Source organism: Pseudanabaena sp. PCC 9330 (assembly GCF_055795045.1).
Map to the genome: position 1 here is coordinate 96053 of NZ_JAYFES010000102.1, position 18279 is coordinate 114331.

Here is an 18279-nt window from a genome sequence, read left to right on the forward strand (position 1 = left end):
CTACCCGTTCTTAACCGCCTGTCAGGCCGATGAAGTAGCCGTAGAAATCAGCTTTTGCACCTGGCTCAGCAGCCAAATCAACAATCCCTCATCCATAAAATAGCTTGAGCGATCGTGGGCACGAGTCGTTTGACCAACAGAACGAACTAACGTAGGTCAAGATTTAGCTGAGCCGCAGACATCACAGCTAGCGCATAGAATTGAGGGACAACGATAGTCGCAATTACAATGCTAAGAACGCTTTGGGCTACAGTTCATCACGGAAAAATTGAGCTGCTAGAATCCACGGAACTGCCAGAAGGGACAAAGCTTCTGGTGACGCTGCTACCAGATGATGAGGCTGAGCTTTGGGCACAGGCCAGCCAGCCCTCTCTAGATGCCGTGTGGGATAACGTCGAGGATGATGTCTATGCCGACTTACTATAGGCATACAGTTGTTCTGGTGCGCTATCCATTCTCAGATTTATCAAGCTCAAAGGTGAGACCGGCAGTTGTCGTCAGTGCGCTCCACCCGTCGCGAGACCTACTGATTACACCCTTGACCAGCAAGACAGGTTCCTTACTGCCTGGAGAATTTGTGCTGACTCAATGGGCCACTGCGGGCTTAAACGTAACCACAGCCGTCAAGCGCGGCTTATATACAGTGCATGACAGCCTGGTAATCAAAACCCTAGGGCAATTAGATCAAGTTGACATAGAGCAGCTAGACAAGTCTTTGCAAGGCTGGTTAGGGTTGTCAACCAGTTCTCCCTGAAAATGCTGCGGAAGTGACTGCTAGAAGCACGGCGGTTGGCACCAACAGCTTGGCCGCAGACCACAAAAACGATACGGAACGGATGAATAACGGCGCGTAGTCTAGGGTGAGGTGACGATGCAGGCCCAACAGCGATGGCAAATGAAGAACAGGTAGCTCTGCTAAAGCTCAACGATTGGTTCTCCGACAAATGGAGAAAATGGAGAAAACAGAATCCTGGCATTCAAATCGATCTTAGTGGTGCCAATCTTAGTTCCACTTACCTCAGCCATATCGACCTCACTGGTGCCAATCTCGACTCTGCCAACCTTGCGGATGCCGATCTTAGCAATGCTCAAGTCAATTCTGTAAACTTTGAAAATGCCAATCTCAAAGGTGCTAACCTTAGCGGTGCTAATCTTAGCGGCACTAATTTCGAAAATGCCAATCTCCAAGGTGCTAACTTCCACTCAGCCAATCTCAGTTACGGTCAGCTTAGGAATTCTAATCTTAGCTTTACAAAACTGCGGAATGCTAATCTAAGAAATGCTGATCTCAGTGGGGCTAATCTTAGTAGTGTTAACCTCAAAAAAGTCGATCTTAGTGGTGCAAACCTTACGGGAAGTAACTTAAGAGTTGCTAATCTCAGCTCTGCCAAACTTGTTGGCGCCAATCTTAGTTATGCCGACCTTAGCTATGCTGACCTCAGCTATGCTGACCTTAGAGATGCTAACCTCAGAGCTGCCAATCTTAGGCATGTCAAATTTATAGCGGCTGACCTTACCGCCGCGAACTTAAATACATCTCAAGTCTTATACACCAATTTCTCGCGAGCAACACTTACAGGAGTTTGTATTGCCGACTGGCAAATCGGCAACTCAACTATCCTCACAGAGGTCAAATGCAACTATATTTTTCGCATATATGACTACAGACAGGAGAAATTTTCAGGTCGCCTTCCCGCCGATCCTGAAAGCGTCTTCGCCCCAAGTGAATTTGCCCAAAGATTTCAAATCATTGCTAGTGCTCTAGAAAGCATCGACATCACCTTCACCGAGGGTATTGACTGGCAAGCCTTTTTTCAAGCTTTCCAAGACTTGCGAGCCAGTCGCCCAAATGAAGACATTTCCATTCAAGGCATGGAGCGCAAAGGTCAAGCCTTTATCGTGAGGTTGGAGGTTGAAGCCGAGGCTAATAAAGCCGCCATTGAGACAGAGGTAAAGCAGCGCTACGCCCACCAACTTGCCGCCCTCGAAGCACAGTATGAGGAAAGGCTACGATTGCAGGGGGCACATCTAGAAGACGCACGGCGCACAATTGAATTAGAACGTCAGAGAAATACAGAAATTTTAGGAGTAATTGGCATCGTGGCTCAAAACCAAGGTTCAAAGTACGATATGCGCGGCGCTCAGTTTGCGGGAGGTTTTGCTGAGACCGTCCAAGGTAATCAGAGCGGTGGAATTATCAATAACTATGGTCAAAATGCCGATGATATTGTTCGTCTGCTAACGTCTCTTCGACAATTATCTCAAGCGTTTCCAGAAGATCAAAGAGCAGATATTCTGATGGAGCTAGACGACCTAGAAGGCGATCTGAACAAGCCTGAAAAGCAAGAGCCCAAGCGCATTGGCAAACGTCTACAACGGCTGATTGCAGCAGGGACGGCAGCCGTAACCCTGGCAGGGGGAGCCGCAACCTTTACAGGCAACGTCAACGACTTCACCGCAAACGTGCTTGAGCTAGGAGAAAAAATTGGTTTATCCCGAGACGCGATCCAACCTTAAATGGGCGTTGTAGGGTGCATTCGCAAAGCAATGCACCATTAAGGAACATGGCCCAATCGGTGCATTGCGGCCTCAAAGCAGATCCTGGGGTGGTTTGCTGAGGTTGATGTGCTGCGAATGCACCCTACGCCACGGTGACTGATTCGGGCAGCACCAGACGGTAGCCCATGCCCCGCACGGTCTCGATCGTCCCACTGCCCAGCTTTTTACGCAGATAGCCTACGTAGACATCGACAATGTTAGAGCCGGGGTCATAGTCATAGCCCCAGGCCTGATCAAGCAGCTGCTCACGGCTGAGCACCTGCCCTGGGTGGCGCATAAAGGTCTCGGTGAGAATAAATTCTCGGGCTGAGAGTTCTATGGCTTGCCCGGCCACCTGCACCTGGCGGGTGATCAAATCGAGCACTACGGGGCCGACGGTGAGGGTAGTTTTGGCTGAGTCAGCGGGCGTCTGGGTCGATCGCAGGCGGGCGCGAATGCGGGCCAGCAGCTCTTCAAAGCGAAAGGGTTTGGTGACGTAGTCATCGGCCCCGGCCTCGAGACCAGTGACCTTGTCGTGCAGATCGTCGCGGGCGGTGAGCAAAATGATCGGTTTGCCAAACCCCTGACCGCGCAGCGCCTCTAGCACCGTCATGCCGTCGCGATCGGGCAGGCCCAGATCGAGAATCATCAGGTCAAACTCGCCATCTAGGGCAATGGCGATCGCCATTTCGCCATCCGCCGCGTGGGTGGTGGTAAACCCGTGGGAGCGCAGGCCCTTCTCTAAAAAAGAGACGATGCGAGGCTCATCTTCAACGATTAAGATGCGGCTCATGGATGACTCTCCGGTCGGGGCTTGAGGGGCAAAACCAAGGTAAATGTCGCCCCCTGGTTGGGCTGGCTGGCGAGCTGAATGGTGCCGCCGTGGGCCTGGGCGATCGCCTGCACGATGGCCAAACCCAGTCCAGATCCTTCCGAACGGGCATAGCGGCTCTTGCCCCGCACAAAGCGCTGAAAGATGCGCTCTTGGTCAGCCACATCAACGCCTTCGCCGGTATCGCGCACCCAGATTTTGACCTGGTCGTAGCGGCGGCTAGAACCCAAGGCAATCGTTTCACCCGCGCGGGTGTGCTGGGTGGCGTTTTGTGCCAGATTGACAACTGCCTCGGTCAGGCGCTGGCGATCGCCCACGATCTGGCCATCGCCGACGCTCTCTAGCTGCCAGCGGCGATCGCCCAGGGCGGTGATCTTGGCAAATAGCTCCTCGGTGAACCCCGCCAGATCGATCGGTTCAGGAAACAAGAAGTCGGGCCGCTCGGCCTTGGCCAGCAGCATCAGCTCATCGATAAAGCGGCTCATGCGATCGAGCTCGTCGATCACAATATCCAGGGTTTCCTGCTGCTCTTCGGGGGTGGTGCCCATCAGCTCCAGATGGCCGCGAATGATGGTGATCGGGGTGCGCAGCTCGTGGCCGACGTCGTTGAGCAGCTGCCGCTGGCTGTTGAAGGTGCCCTCAATGCGATCGAGCATGTCGTTGAAGGTGCGGGTCAGCTCGGCAATATCTCCCGCCGACCCATCGAGAGGAATGCGCTCGGTCAGGTTTGACTCGGTAATCGAACGGGCGGTTTGGCTCAGCAGCCGCAGGGGGGCCAGCACCCGGCCCGCCGCAAACCAGGCCAGGGCCGAGGCGATCGCTAGCACCACCAGCGACACCTGAGCAATGATCAGCACCGACTCGGTCACCTCAGCGCGATCGCGGCTGATCATATGGGCCACCACAAACACGCCGGTGCTTTGGCCCGAGGCGGCGATCGGCTCAGCTAAATAGAGCACCGTGCCCGAGAGGGTATTCTCACTGTCTTGGTGGGGTTGGGTTAGGGTGCCCCACTGGCCCATTAACGCGCCTTCGGGTTGCAGCGGCAGGGGCAGAGCGAGGGAGCTGGCCTTATAAAATTCGCCGTCGACAATGGCCAGTAGATACTCGTTATCTTCAGGAATGTTGCGCGACAAAAACACGTCAACAATCGCTTCAATGTCATCGCCAAAGGGCTGCCCCGTATCCGGATTTCTGCCATTGCGCAGCTGCCGAAACTCTTCGACTTCTTGGTAGAGCGACTGCTCCACGCGCTCTTCTAGTCGAGTAAATAAGATCTGCCGCACCGCCAGCACCGAAGCCACGCTCGAAATGGCCATCAGCAGCAGATACCAGATCAAAATGCGGGTGCGGGCCTCCCCCAGCATCTTGGGCCAGCCGTGAACTAACAGTGGGGCGAGATGAGGTTTGAGCCTGGCAAAGTGTTTCAAGGATGGTCGCTCAACACCAGAAACGAATCCCTAGGGACAGATGCGAACCAGGGAAATGGGTTCCTTAAGTATTCCCGATTGTGAAGATTTTTGGGGGGCTTTGTTGCCTTGATAGGTCAAGCGACACCCGTTCCCCGGCTTGCCTCTCCCAAGGAAAGAGGGCTAGGGTGATGGCTTTCGGGCGTCATGTCGCTCCAGCCCCGCTGGTAGAGCTGCGCTCTTGCAGCCTAGCATCGAGAAACCAAGGGGCGAGCCTCGCCCCTTAACTCCTTCTTAGGGTTTACCCTCTACGGTGCCCCCTATAGTGATGGAAAAAGTTGGCGAAGGATTTATCCTTCAAGGTGAGCCAGGGATTTATCCTGGGGTTGCACCTGGTTGACCTTGGAGCGAGCTTTTCATTCTATGACTATTCAAACGGTTTCCACCCAGCCCTTTAGTGACCAAAAGCCCGGCACCTCGGGTCTGCGGAAAAAAGTTAAGGTTTTTCAGCAAGCTAACTATCTAGAAAACTTCGTTCAGTCCATTTTTGACAGCTTGGAGGGCTATCAAAATCAAACCCTGGTGGTGGGTGGCGACGGGCGCTACTACAACCGCAAAGCCATTCAAGTCATTCTTAAGATGGCGGCGGCCAGTGGCTTTGGTCGAGTGCTGGTGGGCCAAGGGGGCATTCTCTCGACCCCGGCGGCCTCCTGCGTGATTCGTAAGCACAACGCCTTTGGCGGCATCATTCTCTCGGCTAGCCACAACCCCGGTGGCCCAGATGAAGATTTTGGCATTAAGTACAACATTGGCAACGGTGGCCCTGCCCCCGAGAGCATCACCGACGCCATCTACGATCGCACCACCACCATCACCGAGTACCGCATTCTCGATGCGGCAGATATTGACCTCGATCGCATCGCTACCCACAGCCTCGGCCCCACTACGGTCGAAGTGATCGACTCGGTCAGCGACTACGGCGCGCTGATGGAAACCCTGTTTGACTTTGGCCAGATCCAGCAGTTGCTCTCTGGTGACTTCCGCTTTTGTATGGATTCGCTGCACGCCGTCACCGGCCCCTACGCCAAGGCCCTGTTTGAGCGCCGACTCAATGCTCCGGCAGGCACCGTAGTCAACGGCGAACCCTTAGAAGACTTTGGCGGTGGCCACCCCGACCCCAACCTCGTCTACGCCCACGACCTAGTGGCGGTAATGTTTGGCGACAATGCGCCGGATTTTGGCGCGGCATCGGATGGAGACGGCGATCGCAACATGGTGCTGGGCAACAATTTCTTTGTCACCCCCAGCGATAGCCTGGCAGTGCTGGCCGCCAACGCCACCCTCGTGCCCGGCTACCGCGACGGCCTGGCCGGAATCGCCCGCTCCATGCCCACCAGCCAAGCCCCCGATCGCGTCGCCGCCAAGCTCGGCATCGACTGCTACGAAACCCCCACCGGCTGGAAGTTTTTTGGCAATTTGCTGGATGCGGGCAAGGCCACCCTCTGCGGCGAAGAGAGCTTCGGCACCGGCTCCAACCACATCCGCGAGAAGGACGGGCTGTGGGCAGTGCTGTTTTGGCTAAATATTCTGGCGGTGAAGGGCCAGTCGGTAGAAGAGATTGTCAAAGAGCACTGGAGCACCTACGGGCGCAACTACTACTCCCGTCACGACTACGAGGGGGTAGAGAGCGATCGCGCCAACACCCTGATCGACAACCTGCGCAGTGCCTTGAGCACCATGCCCGGCCAAAGCTTCGGCCCCTACACCGTTGACTACGCCGACGACTTTGCCTACACCGACCCGGTAGACGGCAGCATTGCCCAAAAGCAGGGGGTGCGGATTGGCTTTACCGATGGCTCGCGCATTGTCTTTCGCCTATCGGGCACGGGCACCTCTGGAGCCACCCTGCGGCTGTACGTGGAGCGCTACGAGGCAGACCCGGCCAAACACAACCAAGATACCCAAGAGGCTCTGGCCGACTTGATTGATCTGGCCGACGAGATTGCCCAGATCAAGACGCTGACAGGCCGCGATCAACCCACAGTGATCACCTAGAACACCAACATAAAACCCAGAGTTCTCCGTACGAATGGAGATTAAGTCAGATCCAACGAGCCGGAGAACCCTGGGATTCACAAATCTGCTTCACTGTCTCAGCAGCCGTAACTCATCATCAGGCTTTGATGATGAGTACTCCTAACGCCTACCGCAACATTTCAGTACAAGGGGTTTTGCCCCACAAGGCAATCCCAATTGCACCTAACCATATCGAATCTGCTCTGTATACCTCGCCCAATAAGCTTCTCAGCTTTTTTGGGGAAGCATTACTTGGCCGTCATCTTAGGCTGGTATAATGCTTAATTGTGCTAAAACAAACGCCGATGTGGCTCAGTGGTAGAGCACTCGATTCGTAATCGAGCGGTCGCGGGTTCAAATCCCGCCATCGGCTTAAGAGCTAGAATGATTGACTGACAAGGGTTACAGGGCGAATTAACACCCTAAAGATAACCTGAGCTTCACCATTTTTGGGTGTAAACATATCCTTCACTTGGGCGTTTTTAGGCAACTTTGGGTGTAAATTGGGTTTAAGAGCAGGTGTACTGTTAGGCATTCACCCGAAACGCCGAAAACGCCTTCTGGCAAGGCTTCTAAAGGAACTGTGAAGGTCATTGCTTCCCATGGCCGTTTGCAATTGCGATTTCGCTATGGCAGTGAGCGTCATTATATTTCAGTGGGGCTCCCCGATACTCCCACAGGCCGGATGGTAGCCCAGCAGAGGGCTAGCCAAATTCAACTAGACATCCTCTCTGGCAACTTTGATACTACCCTGGCAAAGTATAAGACTGCGCCCGCGGAACCGGTGAAGAGCAAACCGACAGCCCCATCTATTCCTGAGCTTTGGGAGAAATTCTGTGAGGTCAAAGAGCCCGTGGTTGCTCCTGGCACTTGGCGGAATGGGTACTGCGTCAACACCTCTCACCTAAAGCGATGTCCCCATAAGCAACTCAAGGATGCTCAAAAGATTTTTGATTGGGCTATGACCCATCTCAACCCCGATCCTGCAAAACGGTTCATTCAGGCGTTGTCATCCTGCTGCCGCTGGGCCAAGCGCAATGACTTGATCGATCAAAACCCCTTTGAAGGGCTTTCAGGAGACATCAAGATTCCCAAGACTTCGGAAGACAGGACGGATATCGATCCGTTTACCCGTGAAGAACGTCAAGCCATTATCAGTGGCTTTGAAAACAATCGGTACTACGCCTACTACTCGCCTGTGGTTCGGTTCTTGTTCTGCACCGGGTGCCGCCCCTCAGAAGCAGCGGGTCTGCAATGGAAGCACATCACCACCGATGACATCATTTTTGACCAAGCCGTGGTGGATTCTGTGCAGGGGCGAGTGCTGAAGGATGGGCTCAAAACGCAACTGAAGCGGAAGTTTCCCATTAATAAGCAACTCCGACAGCTATTGACCGATCATCGACCGCCCCAAGCGAAGCGGAGCAACTTAGTCTTTCCGTCATTCGAGGGGCAGTTTCTAAACTTTCATAATTTTCGCAATCGCGGGTGGTCAGCCGTTCTGGAGGAGCTCGACATTCGCTACCGAAAGCCTTACCAGGCTAGACACACGTTCATCACCCATTGCCTGGAGGAGGGGATCAGTGTGTCGCAGGTTGCCAAATGGGTCGGCAACTCGCCAGAGATCATCATGAAGCACTGCGCGGGTACCCTGGCACGGTTCCAGGTGCCCGAGATTTGACGAGAGTACCTTGCGATGGACAGCTAGGATCTGGCTAACCGACCAAGCTGTTGGTTTGGGTGTAATTAGCCAAGCCATTACACCCAAACCAGCGCCAGATAAACCCCCTTATTCTTGAATACAGGTAGAGGAACTGCTTACGAATCGGGCGGTCATATTTTTGAAAGCCTTACAAAGAAGCAGTCTTAATACCCAGGCCAATTCAAAAATCAATTTTTATCTCAACCTTTATCTCAATGATGTGCCAAAACCTCAGCTTTTAGGCATGTTTGGGCATTTTTGGACACCTTTAGAGAGGTAGACAGTTCGTCCGCAAGTCGAGCTATCGATCGCATATTTTCTGTCTCATTCTGGTGAGCAGAGGCTTAGATGATGGCCTTAGGGCCGGTCTTTGACCATCGCAACCTCTAGCAGCGATAACTTATGTGTCTCCCGATAGCTTCAGCAGTGGATCAGCCCTACCTATAGGTGTTTTGGTGGGGCCTCTGAAATGCCAGCATTGTTTCCGCCGCATCAGGCTACAATTCACTCAAAAGTGCTTCAGTCGAGACGGTTAGTACAGTGAGTAGGACGTCCACCATGCCTAGAAGGCCTTCTGCGTCATCCTCCGACGGCTCTTCCAAAAATAAGCCCAGAGTGCGCTTCATCTTCGAGCCCGATCGCACCTCACCCAACGGCATCACCTACTCCTAGCTGATCCACGACACCTACAACGGCAAGGAGAAAGCGGCCACCGCGACTCGTGCTTTCTGGCTGCCCTTCGCCTACCGGCACTCCGGCAATTACTCCGAGGCCGAGTTGCGCGACCTGGCGCAGCAATCGATTTGGCAGATGGAAGCTCAGATTCAACACCTGCGCGAGGAATTTGAGTTGGGCCTGGCTCGGCCTGATACGACTGAACTGGTGGGAGGCCCAGAGACAGAGAATCTACAGGCTGAGTCCATTAGTGGATTCGCTCTGGCGCAGCCGGTGACGGTGGCCGCTCCAGCTGACCTACTCGACGAGTTCACCGATGCCCTATGAGTGAACCTCTATTGTCGAAGGAGCCCGAAACTGAGAAAGGGCAATTGATGCGCCAGCAGTACCTGGCGTTGGCTAAGGCTTCGCTCAAGGACGCGAAGGACTACGACAGCCTCTACACCCGCTACAGCGACAACCCTACGTCTGCCCAGGGGTTGGATCAGGAGGTGGCTAGAGCCGCGCTACAGACTGGGAAGACTCGCCGACAGGTGATTCAACTACTGGCCCAGGGGCCGTTTACCCAACAGCAGATTTTGGGATTGTCTGAGGAGGAGAAGAAAGAGGCTTTGCCCAAGCTGCTCCAGTACGCTCAGAAGACTGTGGATAGCCTTCAGCAGCAGCGATATCTGGAGTATGCCTGCTCAGTGACAGGGAAAATTCAGAGCTACCCCGATCTCTACCGGGACTATGTGAGCAGCGACCTGGCGGCGATTCAACTTGATCAGAAGGTGACGGCAGCGGCACTGGGCGCTGGGGAATCGGGAGAGGCCGTGGCGGCACTGCTGCACCAAGGGCCGTATGCCCGGTTTCAGCAAGATTTGCAGGGGGTGGCCCCGCCCACGATTGAGCAGTATGCCCGAGGGACGGTGGCTCAGGTGCAGGCAATCCAGGCGCTTCAAGTAGGGCAGCCGCAACGGGGCATACCGCGCTCTAGAGGAATAGACCGTTAGTACCTTGATCCCTGACTGCCTGACACATCTTTATGCCGCCTCCCAGGGTGGTAGTTGGCAGGACAAGGACTGGATTCTAGAGAACCAGATGCGGTCATAAAACTGGGCTTCAGCTTTTTTAGAAGCAAAACAAGGCTCTGGGTCAACGGTGAACAGGGCGATGGGGTAGAGCACCGGACGCCCTTTGTTGACAGCCCCCTTGAGCCAGCGGAGGCCGATTTTGAGATAGCTGATGCCTCGTGTCCAATGGGGGTCAACCAGGGAGAGCAGGCCATCGAGTTGAACCGCCATGCCCTGGGTGGTGCCATAAAGGATGGCGATGGCCGCGACGAGATAGAGGCGTTCGAGGGCATGAGCTGAGCGGATACCCGAGTCTTCTAGTTCAAAGACCCCGGATTTTGAATCGAGGAAAAGCTCTTCAACTCGGAACCGAAGGGCATATTGCCACAGGGTATTGAGGGAGGGTGGCTCATCGGTGATGACAGCCCAGGGTTCCTTGACGCCTTTGACATTGGCCAGCACGAGATTGCAGCGCCAGCGACCGTCAATCCAAAGCCCAACGGTCTCATAGAATCGAGCTTCGCCCTTGGGGGGCCACAGATAGCCCACTTCAATGGGATGACGGCGGGGGCCATGCACCACCACAGCACTGGGTAAGCGCAAACAATAGTACCAGGTGCTCTGGTTCAGCCACGCCAGCAGGTCATGGTTGGCAAACCCTCGGTCGGCTAGCAACATCACATCGGGGTAGGCCTGCAATAGCCGATGGGCCAGCCGCAGCATGGGCAAATACCGTTGGGCACTGACGGTGGCACTGGGATGCTCCAACACCCGCCACAGCAGCGGCACCGCTCGTCCGCAACAGGTCACCGACAGGTGAATCATGCAGTAGCGATTCCACAAAACCGTAGTATCGAGAGCGAGATAGAGCCGCCGTCCTTTCCACTGGTGGATGGCCGCGAGCACCAAGGGCACGTACAGACTTTTGATCCGTACCCGATGATTGCCCATAAAGCGCTGCCACCGTCGTTCGGTGCTTTGCGCCTGACGAGCGCGACTCGGTACATAGGCTTCCCACTCCGGCAGGCTGAGCCGACCACTGCACACCAGCGCTGTCACCATCCACGCCAGCGCTTTGAGGTGCCGCAGGTCGCGGCAATGGCTGTATTGACGCAGCAACGGCATCACTTGATCATAGAGGCAGGTGGTCGCTGACATGGTAAAGACCCTGAGATACGCAATTTTCAGCGTCTCATGTCAGCTCACCTTTTCCCCCTCGCTTCACGAGGTTTCAAGCCTTTCACCCACTTCTGTCAGGCAGTCAGCCTTGATCCTGTTGGAGTATTACTCGTCGAGTTCGCTATTGATGTACTGATCAGCGAAGGCTTCAGCGGCTTCTGGATTCATAACTTTAAGAACACGGACGATTTCCAGAATGGTATCGCCTGTGGGGTCGATCTTGCCGCTGCACCAGCGGTGGACACTGGTGCGGTCAATCCCCAGATTCGCCGCGAACCGATACTGCGTAATGCCGTACTGCTCCAGCACTTGCTTGAGAACGTAGCCTGCTTTGCCCATATCCTCATCATTTCAGAGGATGAGGTGCAAGACGTTGTCTAAAATGCTAACGTTGGCATGTTAGACAACGACTCGATGTACTGGAGGTTACCGATGTTGCTTCCCCAAGGATTTGTTGAATCGGAGGTTGGCGGTGCAGAGCACGACCTTTTGGTCAGTGTTGAGGTTAGGCAAAAGCTGAGCAACTATCCCCGTCCCGACCGAGAGTCGGTGAAGCTTTTGGCGATCGGGTCTCGGGAAGCGATTCAAGCCATGCTTCAGCAGATGCACTTGTGTGGGTTTGCTGAGATCTTCGAGTGGACTGATTTCATGCCAGCGCCTACCCCTGAAAGGCCTCTGCGATGTCAGCCTGGAGAGTTGATGAAAATGCTGGTGAAATATTTTCATCGAACTGATGCTCGATAAAGGGACTATGCCTCAACCAGCTTTTTTGCGTCAGGGGTATCCACTGCCTGGTTAGCTGGTGACGTAGTCCAGTAACCTGGCAGTGACCTTGAGAAACGGACAGCTCCGCTAAGCCAGCCCCAATTGAGAGCGGAGGGTCGAAAGCTGGTGTTTAACCCCTGACTCCATTTGCTGAATGTCGGCGTAGACCTTATCGACATTGGTTTTGGCGGCGGTGCAGTTGGTTTTCATTGCCTGGGTACTGTTTAGGCAAGCCGATAGCTGATCAATGGTTTGCTGGATGGCATTGAGATCAAGCTGTTCTGAGCCGGGCCTTGCCAAGATCTTCATCGAAATCACCTGCGTCGTCGCTACAACCATTGTGGAGCTTCTGCAAACTCCTACCCTTAACCGGTTGATCTGGAGCTGACCGGTGGAAGCATGGCGATCAGCGAATGGATTGGTGCGTTGGCCATTGATTCGGCTGCGGCGGCTGAGAAACTTATTGCGCGAGAGTCTGACAAAACACCCTAAGAATCTGAAAGAAACCGAGCATTAGAACTTACTACACTCAGGTTGAGTCAGACGAGAATTTAATGCGTTATCCATAGGAGATTGCAATGCCTTACGTTACTGTCGGCCAAGAAAATTCTGCAACTATCGATCTCTACTACGAAGATCTTGGGACAGGTCAACCGATTGTACTGATTCATGGATTTCCATTGAACGGACACTCCTGGGAGAAGCAGATTTTGGTGCTGCTGGATGCGGGATACCGAGTAATTACCTACGATCGCCGAGGATTTGGTGCTTCTAGCCAACCCTCACTTGGCTATGACTACGATACCTTTGCGGCAGATTTGAATGTGCTGATGACCAAACTTGACTTGCAGGATGCTGTGCTGGTCGGCTTCTCGATGGGAACAGGTGAAGTCACGCGCTATCTTGGTAAATATGGCTCAGAGCGGGTGCAGAAAGCCGTGCTGATGGCTCCAGTGCCGCCCTTTTTGCTGAAGACCGCTGATAATCCCGAAGGCGTTGATCAAAGCGTTTTCGATGGCATTATGAAAGCGATCGTTGAAGACCGTCCAGCCTACTTTTCTGCATTTTTCAGAGAATTCTTTAATGTGGATGTGCTGCTGGGCGACCGCATCAGTAATGAAGCTATTCAGGCAAGTTGGAATGTGGCAACAGGGGCTTCTGCTAAAGGGACTTTGGATTGTGTACCGTCCTGGCTCACCGATTTCCGTGATGATCTGCCCCGCATTGACGTGCCAACTCTGATTATCCATGGCGATGCTGATCGCATTTTGCCACTTGAGTCCACCGCAGCAAGACTGCCAAAGCTAATTAAAAACAGTGAACTTGTTGTCATTCCTGGCGGGCCGCACGCCATCAACTGGACTCACGCCGACCAAGTCAATCCCGTATTACTGAACTTTCTTCAGCAGGAATAATTAGTGAACCGCTACATTTCTGGCTTATGAAAAAACTCTGTGATTTATTCGTTGAGTTAGGTTCATACGCTAGTTTAGGCAGGGTTTTTCGAATCAGTGGATTAAGTTCTGAGGACAAAGCTGATGGCAAGTACCCAGCAGTGATTTTACCCCTGTTGTCGGCCTCTCGGTCTATGCGTTGACTAAGGGGGCGATCGCCAGTTTTACCCATGGCCTCGCCCGCGATCTGGGGGCTCGCGGCATCACGGTCAACACCATCCAGCCTGGCCCAATCGACACCGACATGAATCCTGTGCAGCTGGAGAGTTTGCCGTAGAGGTGACTAAGATGACTGCCCTCGGTCGCTACGGGCAGGACGACGAGGTGGCTGGCATGGTCTCTTATCTCGCCAGCCCTGAAGCCGCTTTTGTTACGGGCGCGAGCCTCAGAATGGATGGCGGCTTGAGTGCTTGAGCGAGGCGTAGTCGAAAGTAAAATATTGTTTTATATGAGAGTCGAAGCCATGTCACAACAGCTCAAAACAATCACGGATCGTCAGTGCCAAAATGCCCCTGCGCAGTATAGTGATTTAAAGGCTCTTTTTTTAAACTGCACACTCAATAGAACGCCAGTGTTATCCCATACACAAGGAGTTATCGATATTGCCAAAGCTATTTTCGAGGCCAATGGGGTAACCACTCAAGTCATTCGACCTATAGATTATGAGATAGCGGCTGGGCTAGGGTTAGATATGTCACAAACCGATGAGTGGCAGACAGATGAATGGCCCCAGATCCAGAAAGAAATTGATGCCACTGATATCTTAGTGCTGTGTACTTCAGTATGGCTGGGTGAAAAAAGCTCTGTTTGTAACCGAGTTTTAGAGCGAATGTATGGATATACTCACCTTTTGAATGAGAAAGGTCAGTACAGAGATTATGGCAAGGTTGGAGCAACGCTGATCACCGGGAATGAGGATGGTGTTAAACATTGCGCTATGAACATTTTGTTTTCCCTATCGCATATTGGTTATACGATTCCTCCTCAAGCGGATGCAGGCTGGCTAGGCGAAGTAGGCCCTGGTCCTTCCTATTTAGATTCAGGGTCTGGAGGGCCGGAAAACGAATTTACCAATCGCAATACCACCTTTTTAGCTTGGAACTGCATGCATATGGCCAGACTACTCAAAGATAATGGAGGTATTCCTCCTCACGGAAATCAACCTGACGTTTGGGATGCAGGTTGTAAGACAGACTTCAAGAATCCTGAGCATAAACGCTAGCAGGAATAGTTTTCTAGGCATTGCTAAATCGATAGATAATTTGCCCTCATCCCCAATTTAGAACTCTGTTTCTAGGGTGAGGGCAACTTTAGGGCTTCATACTTGTATTCAGGAATGGTTTATTTTGAACGTCAATTGCTTGAGTTCCTCTTGATTCCAGTTGCCTAATCTGGCACCAGCTTCGTAGGTGCTTTGCAGAAACTCTAACAACGTCTGATCGGGTGATTCTGCCTCGCGGACAGCGTCATAGGGCAAGATAAACTCGCCCAATTCTTTACTGTAAAATGCAGCATCGGGACGAATCTTAGCCTCCTTAAACCCATCGGGTTCTGGGTAAGTGTAGGAAAAAAATGCTGGGTATGATAATCCGACTCCGGGCCAGAATCCGGCACTACTGACTTCCTGAGAGTAGGCTTCCTTTGCCACTACGTCCGGTAAATTCGGCACCCCTCCTGGATGCTCCGGAGCCGATCGCCCCGAGAAGCGAGTTACGGCTAAATCAAAACTTCCCCAAAAGAAATGAACGGGGCTGACCTTGCCGGAGAAATGGGAGCGAAATTCTCGAAAGACGCGATCGGACTGTAGCAGCACTCGCCAGAATCGATTGGCATAGTCTGCATCATAGGCAGCATGGGTTTCATCCTGCTCAAATCGAATCGGATCTGGAACTTCGTTCGGTTTGGTGTTTATGGTGATATGAAGATCGAGTGCTTTGAGCGTTTCCATCACGTTTTGGTAGAAATCAGCGACTGAGCGAGGGTAGAGAGCGATCGCCCGTCTTGCCCCTTCGCTGGTTTGAATCAGCAGCTCATGATCAATGAAATCAAAGTCGATTTGAAAGATCCGTCTACCATAGGGAATTGTGGACGTGGTCAGTCCCCGAACGGTTAGATAGAGAGGAGTATGCCAGGAGTGATTAATCCACGGAGTTTGGGCCAATCGGATTTTGCCGATGATTTGAGTCCACATGTGTAGGGTGGCATAGGTATCCTGCCATGCGTCTAGGGGTAAACTCGGCCAAATATCTATTGGGGCAGGCTGATTTGACATCATGATTTCCTCGCGAGTAGAAAGGGGGCGCGTGATCAATAGTTCTTCTTTTGTTCGTCGGCAAAACACCACAGCCATTGTTCTCCCAACTCGGCTGAACTAATCACCGCGTGTCCGCTTTCTTCGTAATGGCGGCGAGCGTGCTGATTTTTAGAAGAGTCGCAGCACAGCATTTTGCCGCAGGTTTGGCAAATTCTTAAATGCACCCAGCGTCCCCCAACTCGCAGGCATTCCTCACAGCGGAATACCGGGTAATTGGCTTTTGAAATCATAGTCTCTAGCGTCAGTTCGTTCAGGTGTTGACAAGGCATGGAAGGCTCCTGTGAATGGGCAAGAGATGTACTGGATTACATGGGATACAGCCATTTGCGAAAGAGTTGAGTGAGGCGTGGCATAATCACGTAGGTCAGCAGGGCAACCGTTAGACCTGTCACCAACAATGTTCTAAGCAATACCGGCAGCCTAGCCAGAAGCGGTACTAGTAAATGATTGAGAATCGATATCGTAACGAACACTGCCAGCCATGTCACGATCGCCATTTTGTAGCGCGGGGGTGGAGTCTTCATCGGCTTGTTAGGAAGCGTAAACCAGGTTTCCAAACCCGTCAGGGTTTGAATGGTTTCAGGCTTTTCAATCAAGGGCTGCAATCGCTATAGCTAGTCCTGCCGCACGCTGGATTCCAGCCAGGTTTTGAGATTGTTGTAATGATTAAATTTGACAATTGCCACATATTCACGATGAGCGCGATCAGAGGGTCGGATCACATTGACCCCCAAATGTCCCTTAAATTGGTGAGCAGCCGTCGCAATTCCGTGCAACCACTCCTCATACCCTTGCTCACGCCCAGGTCGAATGAAATGAGAAATGATGGCGGTTACCTGGTGAGTTTCTGCATCTGTACCCATGGCCAGTGGATCCTGCATTACACATGACCTCAAAAACTCTAGCTGCAATGAAGTGATGATGGTTAATGGGCGATCGCTGGCGATCGCCCCTATTCTATGCACGAAATCATCCAGTGCTGCTGCAATGCCGCAAGTGAACTGGATCACTGAGCAATGACAACATCCACCCAGTTACACACCAGTCATGAGGGGTTCACGATTGGCAGAGCCAGCGTTTGATGTTGTTGCAAGGAGCTGAATTTCCCATGCCAGGGCTACCGCACTAGCACCGCCATGCTCAAGCAGAATCTCTGATACACCCGCAGCTGTTTTTGTACGTGCCCAGTCACGTTGCCATTCAGCTAATACAGCCATCCAGTTGATTGGAACTGCACCTGCCTGAACCATGCGGCGAACCGCCATGTCATGGGCTTCCGCAGTAACACCCCCCGAGGCATCGGTAACGATGAATACGTCATAACCTTCACCCAGGGCCTGAATTGCTGGCATTGCGAGACAGATCTCGGTCCAAAGCGCAGCAAGTATAAGTTGCTTGCGACCACTTTTCTTCACTACATCTGTAACGTTTGGATCTTCCCAGGTATTGATAAAAGTGCGGTTGATCGGTTTTTGATCAGGAAAAACATCCTGTAATCCCTGAATAATATATCCCCCTCTTTCTTCGATTACTGTGGTCAAGATTGTTGGCACATTAAACACTTTTGCCGATTTGGCAAGACCAATAACATTGTTAATGATCATCGTGGGTTCATGGCTGTTCAGGTTAGTGAACTGATAAGGCTGGTGGTCAATCAGTACCAAGATGCTATCTTCTGGACGAAGCAGGCCTTCTAGACCGATTTTTTGAGTATTAGACATTGAACTATCCTATTTGAGCGATTGGTGAATGAAGAATTGCAGAATGAAATAAAAATGCAATTTACTTGCTCGATTTATTTGCAGGGCTGTTTGCACAAATTCAATATAGGTGGTCGCCTTCAAGCTGTCGCCTATAGCAAGTCAAATTTTTTACAGTGCAAATTGATAGAGTAACCATGCCATCGCGGAGTAGAAGGCTGACTCTAACTTAAGTTAGACTCCGAATTTGATCGAAAGTACATTCATATAACCGATCGACCATCAAGGTCTGACTGTAAAATCTGGTAGCAATATCCCACAGCATTGACGCAGGCGACGACCTGTTTGCCCCCCAGATGAGGCGGCTATCACTATGAGCTATTGCCGTGAACCAACGACGACAGACCCTGGCTGCCTCAATGCTCCTGCAATACGGCCCTCCATAAGGTCACCCATGGCTTTTGCTCTGATTAAGGTGCTGAGCCTGACTGCCTGACACAAGTGGGTGAAAGGCTTGAAACGTCGTGACGCGAGGGGAAAAGGTGAGGTGACATGAGACGCTGAAATTTGCGTCATCTCA

General features: G+C 52.5%; 20 protein-coding genes, 1 tRNA gene and 2 pseudogenes. 14 read left to right on the forward strand and 9 right to left on the reverse strand.

The features are described 5' to 3' along the window. The first annotated feature begins 228 nt into the window (after nucleotides 1–228). From AC0QKW_RS12390 to AC0QKW_RS12400, 3 genes are all read left to right on the forward strand, one after another. Complete coding sequence (locus AC0QKW_RS12390) at nucleotides 229–426, forward strand: hypothetical protein (RefSeq protein ID WP_473151382.1); 198 nt, start codon at nucleotides 229–231, stop codon at nucleotides 424–426. Then, nucleotides 410–754, forward strand: a complete 345-nt coding sequence (locus tag AC0QKW_RS12395) for a type II toxin-antitoxin system PemK/MazF family toxin (RefSeq protein ID WP_473151383.1) — start codon at nucleotides 410–412, stop codon at nucleotides 752–754. Before AC0QKW_RS12390 ends, AC0QKW_RS12395 begins: the two co-directional genes overlap by 17 nt. 134 nt (nucleotides 755–888) lie before the next feature. Beyond that, the gene (locus AC0QKW_RS12400; protein WP_473151384.1) at nucleotides 889–2517 is read left to right on the forward strand and encodes a pentapeptide repeat-containing protein; all 1629 of its coding nucleotides are present in this window, start codon (nucleotides 889–891) and stop codon (nucleotides 2515–2517) included. 124 nt (nucleotides 2518–2641) lie between these two features. Here AC0QKW_RS12400 and AC0QKW_RS12405 read toward each other — a convergent pair whose 3' ends face one another. Together AC0QKW_RS12405 and AC0QKW_RS12410 are read right to left on the reverse strand one after the other, a co-directional pair. Further along, entirely contained in the window at nucleotides 2642–3331 is a 690-nt protein-coding gene (locus AC0QKW_RS12405) for a response regulator transcription factor (protein ID WP_473151385.1), read from the reverse strand. Continuing rightward, complete coding sequence (locus AC0QKW_RS12410; RefSeq protein WP_473151386.1) at nucleotides 3328–4800, reverse strand: sensor histidine kinase; 1473 nt, start codon at nucleotides 4798–4800, stop codon at nucleotides 3328–3330. Before AC0QKW_RS12410 ends, AC0QKW_RS12405 begins: the two co-directional genes overlap by 4 nt. A 402-nt stretch (nucleotides 4801–5202) precedes the next feature. On the opposite strand from AC0QKW_RS12410, the gene AC0QKW_RS12415 reads away from it, so the two are divergent. From AC0QKW_RS12415 to AC0QKW_RS12440, 6 genes and pseudogenes are all read left to right on the forward strand, one after another. Next, nucleotides 5203–6834, forward strand: a complete 1632-nt coding sequence (locus tag AC0QKW_RS12415; protein ID WP_473151387.1) for an alpha-D-glucose phosphate-specific phosphoglucomutase — start codon at nucleotides 5203–5205, stop codon at nucleotides 6832–6834. Between the two features lie 322 nt (nucleotides 6835–7156). Next, nucleotides 7157–7228: transfer RNA gene (locus tag AC0QKW_RS12420), tRNA-Thr, on the forward strand. Between the two features lie 210 nt (nucleotides 7229–7438). After that, a pseudogene (locus AC0QKW_RS12425) lies at nucleotides 7439–7606 on the forward strand (Arm DNA-binding domain-containing protein); the annotation flags it as partial. Between the two features lie 210 nt (nucleotides 7607–7816). After that, complete coding sequence (locus AC0QKW_RS12430) at nucleotides 7817–8536, forward strand: site-specific integrase (protein ID WP_473151405.1); 720 nt, start codon at nucleotides 7817–7819, stop codon at nucleotides 8534–8536. 798 nt (nucleotides 8537–9334) lie between these two features. Next, nucleotides 9335–9559 carry a hypothetical protein gene (locus tag AC0QKW_RS12435; RefSeq protein WP_473151388.1) on the forward strand — a complete coding sequence of 75 codons (225 nt, stop codon included), beginning with the start codon at nucleotides 9335–9337 and terminating at the stop codon, nucleotides 9557–9559. Continuing rightward, nucleotides 9556–10227, forward strand: coding sequence for a hypothetical protein (locus AC0QKW_RS12440; protein WP_473151389.1), 672 nt, complete (start codon nucleotides 9556–9558; stop codon nucleotides 10225–10227). Before AC0QKW_RS12435 ends, AC0QKW_RS12440 begins: the two co-directional genes overlap by 4 nt. A gap of 30 nt (nucleotides 10228–10257) precedes the next feature. On the opposite strand, the gene AC0QKW_RS12445 is transcribed toward AC0QKW_RS12440, so the two are convergent. After that, nucleotides 10258–11445 carry a transposase gene (locus AC0QKW_RS12445; RefSeq protein ID WP_473151390.1) on the reverse strand — a complete coding sequence of 396 codons (1188 nt, stop codon included), beginning with the start codon at nucleotides 11443–11445 and terminating at the stop codon, nucleotides 10258–10260. Nucleotides 11446–11481: 36 nt separating this feature from the next. On the opposite strand from AC0QKW_RS12445, the gene AC0QKW_RS12450 reads away from it, so the two are divergent. Then, nucleotides 11482–11847, forward strand: coding sequence for a hypothetical protein (locus AC0QKW_RS12450; protein WP_473151391.1), 366 nt, complete (start codon nucleotides 11482–11484; stop codon nucleotides 11845–11847). Between the two features lie 51 nt (nucleotides 11848–11898). Continuing rightward, nucleotides 11899–12210, forward strand: coding sequence for a hypothetical protein (locus AC0QKW_RS12455; RefSeq protein WP_473151392.1), 312 nt, complete (start codon nucleotides 11899–11901; stop codon nucleotides 12208–12210). Nucleotides 12211–12318: 108 nt separating this feature from the next. Here AC0QKW_RS12455 and AC0QKW_RS12460 read toward each other — a convergent pair whose 3' ends face one another. Further along, a complete protein-coding gene (locus AC0QKW_RS12460) occupies nucleotides 12319–12570 on the reverse strand; it encodes a hypothetical protein (protein WP_473151393.1) in 252 nt (83 codons plus the stop codon). A 239-nt stretch (nucleotides 12571–12809) separates the two neighbouring features. Here AC0QKW_RS12460 and AC0QKW_RS12465 point away from each other — a divergent pair, with 239 nt between their 5' ends. From AC0QKW_RS12465 to AC0QKW_RS12475, 3 genes and pseudogenes are all read left to right on the forward strand, one after another. Continuing rightward, entirely contained in the window at nucleotides 12810–13646 is an 837-nt protein-coding gene (locus AC0QKW_RS12465) for an alpha/beta fold hydrolase (RefSeq protein WP_473151394.1), read from the forward strand. A gap of 148 nt (nucleotides 13647–13794) precedes the next feature. Next, nucleotides 13795–14099 (forward strand): annotated as a pseudogene (locus AC0QKW_RS12470) (SDR family oxidoreductase); the annotation flags it as partial. A gap of 49 nt (nucleotides 14100–14148) precedes the next feature. Continuing rightward, nucleotides 14149–14907 carry a flavodoxin family protein gene (locus tag AC0QKW_RS12475; protein WP_473151395.1) on the forward strand — a complete coding sequence of 253 codons (759 nt, stop codon included), beginning with the start codon at nucleotides 14149–14151 and terminating at the stop codon, nucleotides 14905–14907. 108 nt (nucleotides 14908–15015) lie between these two features. Here the strand turns inward: AC0QKW_RS12475 and AC0QKW_RS12480 are convergent, their stop codons facing one another. The 5 genes from AC0QKW_RS12480 to AC0QKW_RS12500 are packed head-to-tail and all read right to left on the reverse strand — an operon-like array spanning nucleotide 15016 to nucleotide 17720. Continuing rightward, the gene (locus tag AC0QKW_RS12480) at nucleotides 15016–16035 is read right to left on the reverse strand and encodes a DUF5996 family protein (protein WP_473151396.1); all 1020 of its coding nucleotides are present in this window, start codon (nucleotides 16033–16035) and stop codon (nucleotides 15016–15018) included. Further along, nucleotides 15993–16268 carry a UBP-type zinc finger domain-containing protein gene (locus tag AC0QKW_RS12485; RefSeq protein ID WP_473151397.1) on the reverse strand — a complete coding sequence of 92 codons (276 nt, stop codon included), beginning with the start codon at nucleotides 16266–16268 and terminating at the stop codon, nucleotides 15993–15995. Before AC0QKW_RS12485 ends, AC0QKW_RS12480 begins: the two co-directional genes overlap by 43 nt. Before the next feature lie 36 nt (nucleotides 16269–16304). Then, the gene (locus tag AC0QKW_RS12490; RefSeq protein WP_473151398.1) at nucleotides 16305–16595 is read right to left on the reverse strand and encodes a hypothetical protein; all 291 of its coding nucleotides are present in this window, start codon (nucleotides 16593–16595) and stop codon (nucleotides 16305–16307) included. Between the two features lie 18 nt (nucleotides 16596–16613). After that, nucleotides 16614–17009 carry a hypothetical protein gene (locus AC0QKW_RS12495; protein ID WP_473151399.1) on the reverse strand — a complete coding sequence of 132 codons (396 nt, stop codon included), beginning with the start codon at nucleotides 17007–17009 and terminating at the stop codon, nucleotides 16614–16616. Nucleotides 17010–17033: 24 nt separating this feature from the next. Further along, nucleotides 17034–17720 (reverse strand): hydrolase, encoded by a 687-nt coding sequence (locus AC0QKW_RS12500; protein WP_473151400.1) that lies wholly within the window; start codon nucleotides 17718–17720, stop codon nucleotides 17034–17036. Between the last annotated feature and the right edge of the window lie 559 nt (nucleotides 17721–18279).

Bases quoted from the DNA above. Each gene is read 5' to 3' on its own strand.
- AC0QKW_RS12390 (WP_473151382.1), top strand. From the start codon at position 229: ATGCTAAGAACGCTTTGGGCTACAGTTCATCACGGAAAAATTGAGCTG.
- AC0QKW_RS12395 (WP_473151383.1), top strand. From the start codon at position 410: ATGCCGACTTACTATAGGCATACAGTTGTTCTGGTGCGCTATCCATTC.
- AC0QKW_RS12400 (WP_473151384.1), top strand. From the start codon at position 889: ATGGCAAATGAAGAACAGGTAGCTCTGCTAAAGCTCAACGATTGGTTC.
- AC0QKW_RS12405 (WP_473151385.1), bottom strand. From the start codon at position 3,331: ATGAGCCGCATCTTAATCGTTGAAGATGAGCCTCGCATCGTCTCTTTT.
- AC0QKW_RS12415 (WP_473151387.1), top strand. From the start codon at position 5,203: ATGACTATTCAAACGGTTTCCACCCAGCCCTTTAGTGACCAAAAGCCC.
- AC0QKW_RS12430 (WP_473151405.1), top strand. From the start codon at position 7,817: ATGACCCATCTCAACCCCGATCCTGCAAAACGGTTCATTCAGGCGTTG.
- AC0QKW_RS12440 (WP_473151389.1), top strand. From the start codon at position 9,556: ATGAGTGAACCTCTATTGTCGAAGGAGCCCGAAACTGAGAAAGGGCAA.
- AC0QKW_RS12445 (WP_473151390.1), bottom strand. From the start codon at position 11,445: ATGTCAGCGACCACCTGCCTCTATGATCAAGTGATGCCGTTGCTGCGT.
- AC0QKW_RS12450 (WP_473151391.1), top strand. From the start codon at position 11,482: ATGTCAGCTCACCTTTTCCCCCTCGCTTCACGAGGTTTCAAGCCTTTC.
- AC0QKW_RS12455 (WP_473151392.1), top strand. From the start codon at position 11,899: ATGTTGCTTCCCCAAGGATTTGTTGAATCGGAGGTTGGCGGTGCAGAG.
- AC0QKW_RS12460 (WP_473151393.1), bottom strand. From the start codon at position 12,570: ATGGTTGTAGCGACGACGCAGGTGATTTCGATGAAGATCTTGGCAAGG.
- AC0QKW_RS12465 (WP_473151394.1), top strand. From the start codon at position 12,810: ATGCCTTACGTTACTGTCGGCCAAGAAAATTCTGCAACTATCGATCTC.
- AC0QKW_RS12475 (WP_473151395.1), top strand. From the start codon at position 14,149: ATGTCACAACAGCTCAAAACAATCACGGATCGTCAGTGCCAAAATGCC.
- AC0QKW_RS12480 (WP_473151396.1), bottom strand. From the start codon at position 16,035: ATGGCTGTGGTGTTTTGCCGACGAACAAAAGAAGAACTATTGATCACG.
- AC0QKW_RS12485 (WP_473151397.1), bottom strand. From the start codon at position 16,268: ATGCCTTGTCAACACCTGAACGAACTGACGCTAGAGACTATGATTTCA.
- AC0QKW_RS12500 (WP_473151400.1), bottom strand. From the start codon at position 17,720: ATGTCTAATACTCAAAAAATCGGTCTAGAAGGCCTGCTTCGTCCAGAA.